Raw genomic sequence first — 12,541 nt, 5'->3', positions numbered from 1 at the left:
ACTCACTCATCGCCCGGTATGCGCACTTCGTGCCTTCGGCCTAGCGTGAGCCCATGGGCAGCAAGGGCGCGGCAGTGGAACTGGAAGCGGGCGGCCGGACGGTGCGGCTGTCCAGCCCCGACAAGGTCTACTTCCCGGACGGCGGACCGTCGGGGTACACCAAGCTGGACGTCGCGCACTACTTCCTCTCCGTGGGCGAGGGCATCCTGCGCGCGCTGCGCGACCGCCCCACGACCCTGGAGCGGTACCCCGAGGGCATCACCGGCGAGTCCTTCTACCAGAAGAGGGCCCCCAAGAACCTGCCCGACTGGACCCCCACCGCCACCATCGAGTTCCCCTCGGGCCGCACCGCCGACGAGATGTGCCCCACCGAGGTCGGCGCCGTGCTCTGGGCCGCGCAGTACGGCACCCTCACCTTCCACCCGTGGCCGGTGCGGCGCGGCGACCTCGACCACCCCGACGAACTCCGGATCGACCTCGACCCGCAGCCCGGCACCGACTACGCCGACGCCGTCCGCGCCGCCCACGAACTGCGCGCCGTGCTCGACGAGTTCGGTGCGCTGCGCGGCTGGCCCAAGACCTCCGGCGGCCGGGGCCTGCACGTCTTCGTCCCCATCGAACCGCGCTGGACCTTCACGCAGGTGCGCCGCGCCGCCATCGCCTGCGGCCGCGAACTGGAGCGCCGCATGCCGCAGGCCGTCACCACCGCCTGGTGGAAGGAGGAGCGCGGCGAGCGCATCTTCGTCGACTACAACCAGACGGCCCGCGACCGCACCATCGCCTCCGCCTACTCGGTCCGCGCCCGCCCGGGCGCGCCCGTCTCCGCCCCGCTCACCTGGGACGAGCTCGACGACGCGGTACCCGGCGACTTCGACATCGTCACCATGCCGAAGCGGTACGCCGAACGCGGCGACGTCCACGCCGGCATGGACGACGAGCGCTACTCGCTCGACGCGCTCCTCGAACTCGCCGCCCAGGACGAGCGGGACCGCGGCCACGGCGACCTGCCCTACCCGCCCGAGTACCCGAAGATGCCGGGCGAGCCCAAGCGGGTGCAGCCGAGCCGGGCCAGGCACGAGACCTGACCCGGTCGCGGTCCGTGCGGCCGGCCCCGCGGCCGGTCCGGAGCGGTCAGTCGGTGAAGGCGGTCAGGACGCCGCCCAGCGACTCCCAGCCGCTGACGCTCGGGCCCCACACCTTCCCGTCCCACCACTTGTGGAACAGCGCCGAGTCGGTACCCCGGACGAACAGGTCCAGCCGGTTCCGCTCCCACGAGACCGCCGCCGGTGAACCGGTGCAGATGCCGCCGAGGGATTCCCAGCCCTTGACGCTCGGGCCCCAGGCGCTGCCGTCCCACCACTTGTGGTGCAGCGCCGAGTCCGTGCCGACCACGAACAGGTCGAGCCGGTCAGCCCCCCAGGAAACGGCGGCGGGCGTCCGCTCACAGATGCCGCCGAGCGATTCCCAGCCCTTCACGCTCGGCCCCCAGGAATTCCCGTCCCACCACTTGTGGTAAAGCGCGGAATCGGCGCCGACCACGAACAGATCAAGCCTGTTCTGCCCCCACGAAACGGCGACGGGTTCGCTCGTGCAGATACCGCCGAGGGATTCCCAGCCCTTGACGCTCGGGCCCCACGCGCTGCCGTCCCACCACTTGTGGTAAAGCGCGGAATCCGTCCCGACCACAAAGAGGTCGAGGCGGTTCGCGCCCCACGACACGGCCTTCGGCTTGGTCATGCAGATGCCGCCGAGCGATTCCCAGCCCTTGACGCTCGGCCCCCAGGAATTCCCGTCCCACCATTTGTGGTACGTGGCCGAATCCGTGCCGGTGACGAAGAGATCGAGCCGCTCGGGCCCCCAGGAGACGGCTTCGGGCGGGCTGGTACAGACGCCGCCGAGGGATTCCCAGCCCTTGACGCTCGGCCCCCAGGCGCTGCCGTTCCACCACTTGTGGAAGAGCGCCGAGTCCGTGCCGATCACGAAGGCGTCGAGCCGGTCGTTCGCCCACGCGAGGGTGGTCGGCGGGCTGGTGCAGATGCCGCCGAGCGACTCCCAGTTCTGCGCGCCCGGGCCCCACGCCGTGCCGTCCCACCACTTGTGGAACATGGCCGAGTCCGTGCCGATCCCGAACACGTCGAGCCGGTCCGACTCCCACGACGCCACGGGCCCGGACGCCGCCGAAGGCCCGTACATCGCGTGGACGGCGGCGATGTCGTCCGTGCTCAGACCGGAGCGCTGGCCGATGGCGGCGCCCTGCACGGTCGGCACGATGGTGTCCTGGCCGTTCTTGGAGAAGGCGTCCCGCGGATAGTGCATGATCGAGCCGTAGTCGTACGGGCCGACGTCGTCGCCGTCGCTGATGTGCTGGTCGAAGTTGTGCTCGAAGCCCTGCGTGATGTTGGCCCAGACGATCGTCACGAAGTGGTCCCGGTCCGCCCGGCTCTGCTCGTGCCAGAGCCCGACCGCGTGCCCGATCTCATGGACGCAGTTGCCCGTGGTGCAGCCGCCCGCGAGGGTGATGTTCTGCGCTCCGCCCTGCCGGCCCACGAACGACGAACAGCCGCCGCCGGAGACGAACCGCAGGTAGTCGGGGTACTGCCCGGCGTTGGCCGGGGTGCGCTGCACGAAGCGCATCCGGGTGCGGGAGTGCCAGTGCGCGATGGCGTCCGTGACCCGCTGCTGGCTGGGCAGGCCCGCGTCGACCTCGAACGGCACCACGGCGTTCGGCCATCGGACCCCCTGCCCCGTGACCACGACCGCGGACTGCGGAGGCTTTCCCTCCGACTCGACCCGGAACTCCGCGGTGCGGCGCTCCACCTCGGCGACCGTGCCGAGCACGATATCGCCCTCGAAGATCGCGATCCCGTCGATGTCCGCGTACTGGACCGGCCTGAGCTGGAAACTGACACCCTCGATGAGGCCGGTCCTCACCTCGCGCGAGGAACGGAATTCACCGTGGCCCTCACCAGCAACTCGTGACTCGGAAGCAGGCATGCTGTTTCTCCCCCCTGATTTTCAACTTCTGACTTTCGCCTTCCCGCCCTCCGGTAAAGGGCGCTATTTTGCGAAAGTACTCCGGAAAATACTGGGGCACCCGCCGACCAACAAGGGCTGGGCGAGCGTATGAGAAACGTAGATATCGCTGTTCGCCTCGCACCGGGGTCGAGGCCGCCCGAGGGCCCGGTGACCCTGCGCGTGCAGGTCGAGGAGGTCCGCGCGGCGGACGCGGCGGCCCGCGTCGTCTCCCGCGCCACCGAGCGCGGCATCGACCTCACGGCCGTACCGCGGGTGACCCTCGAAGTGCCGGCGCCCGATCCGCGGGCCCGTTACACCGTGCGCGTCCACGCCGACGTCGACGGCTCGGGCGTCGTGGAGCCCGAGGACTTCGTCTCCGTACGGAGCAACCCCGTGCTCACCCAGGGAGGACCGGACGCGGTGGCGGTCGAACTGAGGCCCGCCCGCTGAGCCACGAGGACTCGGCGGGCGGGCCACCACGACGTCGGACTGCCGACGTCTACAGCTCCTTGATCCGGATGTCCCGGTACGAGATGACGTCCGAGGTGCTGTGCACCTGGAGCCCGATGTAGCCGGAGGAGTAGCGCCGGCCGTCCGTGCCCGGGTCGTCCGACCGCGGCGGCTCGAAGACCTGGCCGCCGGTGTTGTCGAACTCGTTGATCAACACACCGTTGCGGTAGATCGAGAAGTGCTGGTCCACCACCTTGACCTCGTAATCGTTCCACGTGCCCTTCTGGGTGACGCCCGCGCCCGCGAGGCCGACCCGGTCGAAGCCGTAGAGCGAACCGGTCTTGTACATGTCGCCGTCAGGACGGTCGAGGACCTGCACCTCGTGCCCGTACTTGATGGCGACCCACTCCGGGTTCGGCTCCTCGGGGTTGCCATGCACCCACGGGAAGCGCACGAAGACACCGCCGTTGGCGTTGCCCGTGCCCGGGGCGTCGTCGCGCCACTGGAGCTTGAGCGAGTAGTTCGCGTACTTGCGCTGCGGGAACCAGAGCATGCCCATGCCCTCGACCGACGTGCTGCTGGTGATCGACCCGTCGGCGTTCAGGCCGAACCTGCCACCGCCGACCTGCTCCCACTTCGCGAACTGCTCCTGCGTGCCGTCCAGGATCTTCGTGTAGCCGTCGGTCTGGCCCGGCGTACCGATCGGGGACTGCTTCGCCGCCTTGTTCAGCTTGTTGTACTCGCGCTGGTCGACGACGCCTTCCTTCAGGAGCTTGTCGGTGACCGTCTTCACGTGCTTGACGAAGAGCGCGTGCGACGTCCACTCCTTCTCGTCCTCGATCAACTCGCCGATCCGGCACCGGTTGTCGGTCACCCGGTTCGGGATACCGGTGTCCGTCGTGCCCACGAACACCGTCGTACGCTCGTCGAACTCCGGGCAGTTGGGCGCCGGGACGCCGCCGCCCGAGGCGACCGCGAACACGAACAGCTGCGCCTGCGAGGCGTTCCCGGCCTTGTCGCTCGCCCGGTACGCCACCGAGTGCGCGCCCACCCGGTCCACCACCACGGGGGCGGTGTACGCGAGGTAGGGGCCACCGTCGAGCGAGTACTCGATTCTGTCGACACCGGAGCCGTCGTCCGTCGCCGTCACGGTGAGCTTCGCGTTGTTGAGGTACGCGCCGTCGGAGTTCTTGTCCCCGGCGACCGCCAGCGAGACCGTGGGCGCCGTCGTGTCCTGGGCGGGCGGTGCCACGACCGTGAAGTCGACGGACTTCTCCGCGGCGGCGTTGCCCGCCTTGTCGGCGGCCCGGTAGCGCACCTTGTGGGCGCCCGGGTCGTGGACCATCACCGGAGCGGTGTACGGCTGCCAGGCACCGTCGGCGCCGAGCGCGTACTCGATCGTGTTGACCCCGGAGCCGGTGTCCGAGGCGGAGACCGTCACCGTGGCCATACCGACGTATGCGCCGGTGGCGTCCTTGTCGCCGGTCACCGTCGCCGAGGTCTCCGGCGCCGTCGTGTCGTCGGTGGGCGGGGCGACCACCGTGAAGTCGAGGGACTTCTCGGCGGCGGCGTTGCCCGCCTTGTCGGTCGCCTTGTACTTCAGGGTGTGCGCGCCGACCTGGTCGACGACGACCGGGGCGATGTACGGGGTGTACGCGCCGCCGTCGAGGGCGTACTCGATCCTGTCGACGCCCGACCCCGCGTCGGTCGCGGCGACCGAGACGGAGGCGGAGCCGACGAAGGCCCCGTCGGCGTTGGTCTGCCCCTCGGCCTTCGCCGAGGTCTCCGGCGCGGCCGTGTCCTCACCGCCGCCGCCGTCCGTCACCACCAGGACGCCCTGCATGCTGAGGTGGCCGGGGATCGTGCAGTGGTAGCGGTAGCGACCGGGGGAGAGGGTGACCTCGGCGGTGTGCTTGCCGCCCATGTCGTCGTTGGGGTTGGCCAGGATGTTCAGCGGTACGTCGTTGTTGTACTCGGGGTCCGACACGTCGAACGTCAACGTGTGCGGCATCCCCATGGTGTTGCCGGTCGCCGTGCTGTTCTCGAAGACGATCGTCGCCTTGCCGGCGATGGCCGTCGTCGGCGCCGACGCGTACTTCGTGATGTCGTCGCCGGCCGTCCAGGTCAGCACCTGGTCGGCCGCCGCCCCGGGCGCCGGCGCCGCGGTCGCGGCGGGCAGCGCGCCGAGCCCGAGGAACATCAGCACGGCGGCGAGCAGCGCGGTCAGTACCCGGTGTCTGCGCAGGACGCGGAGGTGCGTGCGTGGTTGAGATCGCATGGGATCAGCCCTTCCCGACCAGCTGGTCGGCCGCCGGAGTCGCCTCGCCGCCGGTGTACGTGACCTTCCACAGCGCCGACTTGGAGTCGGAGGTGAAGAAGCCGCGCCCGTAGTCGAGGACGTACAGAGCACCGTCGGGACCGAACTTCCAGTCCATGAGGTTCTTGATGCCGTCGTTGCCGATCGGAATGATCTTCTTCAGCGACTCGGAGTGGACCGGGATCGATCCGTCGCCGTGCGTCCTGGGGTCTGTGAGGACCGCGTTGCGCGGCTGGTCCGAGTCGTAGAAGTCACCGACGAACCACTTGCCGTCCCAGTAGCTCGGCCACTTGTCGGCGTTGGGGATCGACGCGTCGTAGCGGTAGACGGGACCGTCCATCGCCGCCTGGCCGCCGCCCTTGAGCCACGGCAGCAGGTACGTCGCCTCCGACTGCTTGTAGGAGGGGACACCGTTGGCGTCGCGCGGGAAGTCCGGGGCGCCGCCCTGCGGCGAGTACCAGATGTTGTTGCCGGTCACCGGCGGCAGGTTGACGAGCCCGTCGTTGTTCGGCGACTCGTTCTTCGGGTGGTCGCAGTCGTACCAGCCCAGCGGCTTCGTCGGGTCCGGCAGGTTGCGGTCGCGGTAGGGCTGCTTGTTGCCCATGCAGTACGGCCAGCCGCGGTTGCTCGGCTTGGTGATGACCGCGAACTGGTCGTACTTGGCCGGGCCCCAGGTCGTCGACGGCTCACCGGCGTCCGGGCCGACCCAGCCCGCGTACAGGGTGTCGGTCTTCTTGTCGATCGAGATGCGCGCCGGGTTGCGCACGCCCATCACGTAGATCTCGCCCCGCGTCTTGCCGCCGCCCTCGGCGGTCTCCTTGCCGGTGAAGAGGTTGCCCTCCGGCAGGCTGTACGTGCCGTCGGCCTCCGGGTGGATGCGCAGGATCTTGCCGTTGAGGTTGTTGGTGTTGCCGGCGGTGCGGCGCGCGTCGGCGAACGAGACGCCCTTGTAGTTGGGCTGCGGGTTGTTGCCCGAGTAACCGTCGCTGAACTGCGAGGAGTTGTTGTCACCGGTCGCGATGTACAGGTTCCCCTTGGAGTCCCAGGCCATCCCGCCGCCCGCGTGGCAGCAACTGTGCACCTGGACGGGCCACTTGAGCAGTACCTTCTCGCTGCTCACGTCCAGCTTGTTCGTCGCCAGGTCGAGCGTGAAGCGCGAGACGCGCCGCTCGGCCAGCTGCTTGTCGCGGTCGAGTCCCGAGTGCGGGGTGTAGTGCAGGTACACGTACCCGTTCTGCTCGAACCTCGGGTCCAGCTCGATGCCGAGCAGCCCCTCCTCGACCTTGACCAGTTCGTCGCCGCCGCCCTTGTTGCCGAAGACGGTCAGCGCCCCTGCGAGCGTCACCTTCTTCGTCTTCGGGTCGTAGACGTGGACCTGACCGATGCCCTTGCCGACGTCGGGATCGTTCCAGTCGGTGATCACCGGCTGCGAGGAGTCGGCGCCGCCGCGGCCGATGTAGAACACGCGCCCGTCGGGCGCGGTGACGACCCCGTGCGGCTCGCCGATCTGGTCGTTCTGTCCCGCCTGGTTGGGCTGGGTGAGGCGCTCCGCCTTGTAGTTGGCGTCGATCGCGGCCTTGCAGTCGGCGCGGACGACCCGCGACGTCCACGACAGGGCCCCGCGCAGGTGGTCGCGGAAGTCCACCTCGTCGAAGGACGCGACGGTACCGCCCATGCCGGTGTAGAAGGACCGGCCGCCGTCGTAGTCGCGGCACCACGACACCGGGTGGTCCGCGCCGTTCGCGCTCCCGCCCGGCTTGTACGTGGTCTCGTTGACCCGGGCGACCGTGTGCACGTCGCCGGACGGGTTCTTCACCCAGTTCAGCCACTGGTCGGGCCGCTTCCACTGCACCGGAAGGTTCTTCGTCGCCGGGTTCTGCCGGTCGCCGACCTCGACGGTCGCGCGCTGCACGGCGGTGGGCGAGGAGGTCGCGGGCCGGGCCCCGATCAGGCCGGTGAACCAGTCCGAGTACGGCTCCGCGCGGGCCGCGTCATGGATGCCGACGAAGCCGCCGCCCGCCTCCATGTACGCCTCAAGGCCGGCCTCCTGGTCGGGTTCGAGGATGTCGCCCCCGCCGGTCAGGAACACGACGGAGTTGAAGCGCCCCAGCTTCGTGGCGTTGGTGAACACGGAGGCGTCGTCCGTCGCCGTGACCGAGAAGCGTTGCGCCGCGGGCCCGGACTGCCCGATCTTCTCGATCGCCTCGATGCCCGCGTTCACCGTGGGCGACTCGTCGCCGCCGGCCGCGGACCCGTAGAACACCAGGACCCGCACGTTGGCGCCGCCGGGCGGCGACTTCACGGACATCGTTGTCACGGACGGGTCGCGATCCGGGTACGCGCTGGCGGCGGGCCCGCTCAGCAGCCCGGCGGCCACCGTGCCCGCGACGACGCCGACCGCCAGCAGGCGGCCTCGTCTGCTTCTGCTCGCTCTGAACTCTCGTACGGGCAACGGCTTTCGATGCGGGAACCGCCGCATGTGTTCACCCACCCCTCATAGGACCCAGCAACAGCGCGGTGAAAACTAGACCTCTTTGCATGGTTCGCCAATAGGTATGACCGGGATTCCACAAACTTTGTCCTGAGTGTGGATAAACGAAGATCACCTGGCTACCGTGCTCAGCGCGACGTGAAAGCCCGTACGAAATGGGGGAGTTGGCCGTGACGACGGAACACGATGAACTGCGCGACGAACCGGGCCGGGCGAGCGAGCAGGACCGGCGCGCGCTGAGCAGGCGCATGCTGATCGGCGGTGCGGTGGCTGCGACGGCCGGGGTGACATCGTTGTCCATAGCCGCCTCCGCCCCGACGGCGGCCGGCGCCGACACCCCGCCCCGCACGGCCCCCGCGGGCGGCGAGGTCCGACACCTCACGATGTACGCGGAGAAGCTGGCGGACGGCTCGCTCGGCTACGGCTTCGAGAAGGGCAAGGCGTCGGTCCCCGGCCCCCTCATCGAACTCAACGAGGGCGACACGGCCCACATCGAGTTCCACAACCTGACCGATGCCGACGCGAGCCTGCACGTGCACGGCATGGACTACGAGATCTCCAGCGACGGTACGCGGATGAACCGCAGCCACGTCGAGCCCGGCGGGGTCCGCACCTACACCTGGCGCACCCACGCGCCCGGCCGCCGCAAGGACGGCACCTGGCGCGCGGGCAGCGCCGGCTACTGGCACTACCACGACCACGTCGTCGGCACGGACCACGGCACGGGCGGGATCAGGAAGGGCCTCTACGGCCCGGTGATCGTGCGCCGCAAGGGCGACCTCCTGCCCGACCCGGGCAAGACGTTCACGATCGTCTTCAACGACATGACGATCAACAACAAGGCCGCCCACGAAGCCCCCACCTTCGAGGCCACGGTGGGCGATCGGGTCGAGATCGTGATGATCACGCACGGCGAGTACTACCACACGTTCCACATGCACGGTCATCGCTGGGCGGACAACAGGACGGGCATGCTCACCGGCCCCGACGACCCGACCCAGGTCCTCGACAACAAGATCTGCGGCCCCGCGGACTCCTTCGGGTTCCAGATCATCGCCGGGGAGGGCGTCGGGGCCGGGGCGTGGATGTACCACTGCCATGTCCAGAGCCACTCGGACATGGGGATGGCGGGGCTCTTCCTGGTGAAGAAGGCGGACGGGACGATCCCGCCGTACGACGCGCCGCATCACGCCTAGAGCGACGGTTGCTCCGGCCGGGGCAGGGCCCAGGGGGCGCTGACGGTGCCGTCGGGCTCCCAGCCGTAGCGGCGCAGCCGTTCGGCCTCCTCGGCCCGCCCTGCCCGGCACAGCACGTCGGGCAGGTCGAGCCAGGCGCTGTCGCTGTCGGCCCGGGCCAGGTCGTGGATCCACTGCAGAGCACGCTCGTGGTCGCCGGCTTCCTGGAGCAGGTTCAGTACGGCGGCGCGAGGGCTCGGGAACGGGGAGCACTCCTCCTCCGCGGCGTCGGCGTGGGCCATGAGCCAGTCGAACGCCGCATCCTGCCCCTGGCCGTCCGTCAACAGTTCGGCGATGGCAGACAGTACCGATACATCGCCGCTCTCCGCGGCTTCTTGATACAGCGTCAGGGCGGCAGGGCCTTCGCCCCGCCGGTGCAGGAGGCGGGCCAGCAGCGCCCTGCCGGGCCGGTGTCCGGCATCCATGGCCCGCCGGTACCACCGCTCGGCCTCGGCCGCGTGCCCGTCCGCCTCGTACCGGCCGCCCAGGGTGGCCATCGCCTCGGCATCCCCCGCCTCGGCCGCGCGTACGGTCCACGCGGCCGCCTCCTCGTGGCGCCCGGCCATGACGCAGATGCGTGCGACGAGCGGCGCCGCCGCCGGCTCGGACTCGGTCCGGGCGAGCGCGATGAACTGGTCCAGCCAGCGCGGCTGATGGACGTACTGGCGCAGCAGCGCGGCGAGGATCCACTCGCTCCCGTCGGCGTCAACGGTCCTGTCATGGGACAGCAGCAGATCCCTGGCCTCCGACCAGCGGCCCTGCTGTTCCAGCAGGTGCGCGGCTCCGCAGACGTCATATGCGCTGCCCTCGGCGGCGGCCCTGGTCCGGTACCGCTCCAGCGCCTCCTCGGTGCGGCCGGTCCGGCGCAGCAGGGGTGCCACCATCTCGGCCGCGAATGAATCGCCCGCCGCGGAGGTGTGTTCGAAGAACCGCAACGCCTCCTCGTCGCGGCCGATCTGGCTCAGTGCCCAGGCCGCCACGGTCAGCACCTCGGTGTCACCGTCGGCCGCCGCCCGCTCGCACCACACCAGCGCCTCGTCGGCGCGTCCGGTATGGACCAGCGCCTCGACAAGGTGACCGGTGGCCTTGGCATCACCTTTCGCGGCCTTGGCCCCGCACCACGTGGCGAGCTCCGGCCACCACTCGTTCTCCCGCGCCATGCGGGTGACTTCCGACCAGGCTCCGGCCACCCGGGCCCGAAGCGCGGCGCGGCGCAGTGCCACGGCGAGGCGGTAGAACCCGCGCAGCTCGGCCTGCTCGGCCACGGGCAGCAGGGAGGCCGGTGCCCCATGCTCCCGAAGCAGCTCCCACAGGCCGGGCGGCGCGGCCACGCGCGTGCGAGAGCGCCGGCCGTGCTGCTCCAGATAGTCGGCCAGTTGGTACGCCTCCGCTGCCGCGTCCCGGCCCGGGCGCACCGGGCTCAGCGGCCCACGACCGCCGCGCACCGGCAGGCACACGTCGGCGAGCGCTCGCGCGACCGCACCGGGCGTCGCGTCCTGGACCTCCTGCTCCAGCACGTAGAGCGCCACAGCGTGCTCCAACAGGGCCCGTGGGAGCCGAGGTCCGTGACCCAGCCGGCAGGCGTCGATCGCCGCGTCGAGCACGGCCCGCTCCAGCGGACCGGCGGTCTCGTACCGTTCGACGAGAGCGGGGCCACCGCCCAGGTACTGGGCCACCTGTCCCTGCGGCGCCCGCTCCAGGGCCTCGGCCAGCCTTCGGTCCCGCCCGGCGTGCGCCCGCAGTGTGCGCAGCGCCGCACCGGTGAAGCGGTCCGGCACCCGGATCGCGACACCGTCGAGTAGCGCCTGCCGTTGCGCGTGCTGCTCCCGCGCACCTTCGCCCGGACCCCGCAGGGCCTCGCGCCAGCGGTCCTCCCACATCGTGCCCAGTACCAGTACGGGCGAGCGGCCCCCATCCCGCAACAGCTCCCGCAGAGCGGCGGCCACCTCTTCCCCGAGCGGTCCGTTCAAGTAGTTGTGCGTCTCGTTGAGCCAGAGCACGGTACGTGGGGCAACCTCGGTCAGGCCGTCCCGCAGGGCCTGCGCGGGGGTCGACGCGAGGGGGTGCCACAGCCGCCAGCCCGCGTCGCCCAGGAGCTGGACCGCCTCCCAGCAGGCGCGGGTTTTCCCGGTCGACGACGAACCGATCAGCACCGCCATCCGGCTCTCTCCGGCCAGTGCCGCGGCGACCAGCTCGTCGAGTCCGGCGTCGTGCTCCCGCCGTACATAGAGCGGCAACGCCGCGGTCCGCGAAGCTTCGAGGCCCTCGTGTGCGGCGCTGATGGCGCGATGAACCTCCAGCTCGTGCGGGTTCCAGTCGGTCACGGGGCGACCGGGCGGGGTCCGGCCGGCGGACTCCGCGCGGGGAGTGCACGAGGAGACACCGACGGCCCGGCGGAGTCCGGCGAGCACCTCTTCCACCGGCAGGCCGAGAGGGCGGGCCAGAGCCGCCACGGTGACCGCCGACGGAGCCGGGGACGTGGCGCGCAGCGCGTGGTGGACGGTGGTCCGCGAGACTCCGGCGCGGGCCGCCAACTGGGTCTTCGTCAGGCCGGATCGCGCGAGAGCGTCCCCCAACGCCGCGCGTACCCGCACCAGTTCCGCTTCGTCCACGCCGCTCCCCAGCCCTCCTGATCGCGCGGTGGCCGTGCGTCATTGTTCATCATCGTTCGGGCGAACCCCGTTGCACACATCCTCCACCAGACTCGTGCAGGTCAACGCAGGTCCACCCGAGGAGAATGCGCCGTGCCCCGTCTCGCCCTGACCCTGCTCGTCGCCGCCGTCGTCGTCCTCACCGGACTGCTGGCCGCAGCCGGGGCGGGAAAACTGGCCCGCTTGGACGGCGCCACCTACCCGACCGCCCTGGCGCGCGCCGCCGCAACCTTCGCGGCGGTCATCACCCTGGCGGCGGCCGTCACAGCCGCCCTCTCGGGGCTGCGGACCTGAGCGCGCGGCCCCCGCGGGCCTCTGTTGCCGAACCCGGCCCGGGTGTAGACCATCGGTGACACCTGTACGCGCCACCCAACGAGCTGTT

General features: G+C 70.6%; 8 protein-coding genes. 4 read left to right on the top strand and 4 right to left on the bottom strand.

Annotated features, from left to right (window positions below; genetic code table 11):
* Positions 1-53: 53 nt before the first annotated feature.
* The gene (gene ligD, locus ACZ45E_RS22735) at positions 54-1,085 is read left to right on the top strand and encodes a non-homologous end-joining DNA ligase (protein WP_468223201.1); all 1,032 of its coding nucleotides are present in this window, start codon (positions 54-56) and stop codon (positions 1,083-1,085) included.
* Positions 1,086-1,131: 46 nt separating this feature from the next.
* Here the strand turns inward: ligD and legP are convergent, their stop codons facing one another.
* A complete protein-coding gene (gene legP, locus ACZ45E_RS22730; protein ID WP_468223199.1) occupies positions 1,132-2,994 on the bottom strand; it encodes a Dot/Icm T4SS effector Zinc-dependent metalloprotease LegP in 1,863 nt (620 codons plus the stop codon).
* Positions 2,995-3,123: 129 nt separating this feature from the next.
* Between legP and ACZ45E_RS22725 the strand changes: the two genes are divergently transcribed.
* Positions 3,124-3,465 (top strand): hypothetical protein, encoded by a 342-nt coding sequence (locus ACZ45E_RS22725; RefSeq protein ID WP_468223197.1) that lies wholly within the window; start codon positions 3,124-3,126, stop codon positions 3,463-3,465.
* A gap of 49 nt (positions 3,466-3,514) precedes the next feature.
* Here ACZ45E_RS22725 and ACZ45E_RS22720 read toward each other — a convergent pair whose 3' ends face one another.
* A complete protein-coding gene (locus tag ACZ45E_RS22720; RefSeq protein ID WP_468223195.1) occupies positions 3,515-5,743 on the bottom strand; it encodes an OmpL47-type beta-barrel domain-containing protein in 2,229 nt (742 codons plus the stop codon).
* A 4-nt stretch (positions 5,744-5,747) separates the two neighbouring features.
* Entirely contained in the window at positions 5,748-8,261 is a 2,514-nt protein-coding gene (locus ACZ45E_RS22715) for a ThuA domain-containing protein (protein ID WP_468223192.1), read from the bottom strand.
* A 260-nt stretch (positions 8,262-8,521) separates the two neighbouring features.
* On the opposite strand from ACZ45E_RS22715, the gene ACZ45E_RS22710 reads away from it, so the two are divergent.
* Positions 8,522-9,469, top strand: a complete 948-nt coding sequence (locus tag ACZ45E_RS22710) for a multicopper oxidase domain-containing protein (protein ID WP_468223646.1) — start codon at positions 8,522-8,524, stop codon at positions 9,467-9,469.
* Here ACZ45E_RS22710 and ACZ45E_RS22705 read toward each other — a convergent pair.
* On the bottom strand, positions 9,466-12,120 hold the full coding sequence (locus ACZ45E_RS22705) for a helix-turn-helix domain-containing protein (RefSeq protein ID WP_468223190.1): 2,655 nt from the start codon (positions 12,118-12,120) through the stop codon (positions 9,466-9,468). The two genes, ACZ45E_RS22710 and ACZ45E_RS22705, sit on opposite strands and share 4 nt — an antisense overlap.
* Positions 12,121-12,252: 132 nt before the next feature.
* On the opposite strand from ACZ45E_RS22705, the gene ACZ45E_RS22700 reads away from it, so the two are divergent.
* A complete protein-coding gene (locus ACZ45E_RS22700) occupies positions 12,253-12,453 on the top strand; it encodes a hypothetical protein (RefSeq protein WP_468223187.1) in 201 nt (66 codons plus the stop codon).
* Positions 12,454-12,541: the final 88 nt, after the last annotated feature.

Source organism: Streptomyces sp. NPDC030991, from assembly GCF_055571235.1.
Note: the sequence above shows the minus strand (reverse complement) of the source record. Positions and strands in the feature narration are given on the sequence as shown.

Bases quoted from the DNA above. Each gene is read 5' to 3' on its own strand.
- ACZ45E_RS22710 (WP_468223646.1), top strand. From the start codon at position 8,522: ATGCTGATCGGCGGTGCGGTGGCTGCGACGGCCGGGGTGACATCGTTG.
- legP (WP_468223199.1), bottom strand. From the start codon at position 2,994: ATGCCTGCTTCCGAGTCACGAGTTGCTGGTGAGGGCCACGGTGAATTC.
- ACZ45E_RS22715 (WP_468223192.1), bottom strand. From the start codon at position 8,261: ATGCGGCGGTTCCCGCATCGAAAGCCGTTGCCCGTACGAGAGTTCAGA.
- ligD (WP_468223201.1), top strand. From the start codon at position 54: ATGGGCAGCAAGGGCGCGGCAGTGGAACTGGAAGCGGGCGGCCGGACG.
- ACZ45E_RS22720 (WP_468223195.1), bottom strand. From the start codon at position 5,743: ATGCGATCTCAACCACGCACGCACCTCCGCGTCCTGCGCAGACACCGG.
- ACZ45E_RS22725 (WP_468223197.1), top strand. From the start codon at position 3,124: ATGAGAAACGTAGATATCGCTGTTCGCCTCGCACCGGGGTCGAGGCCG.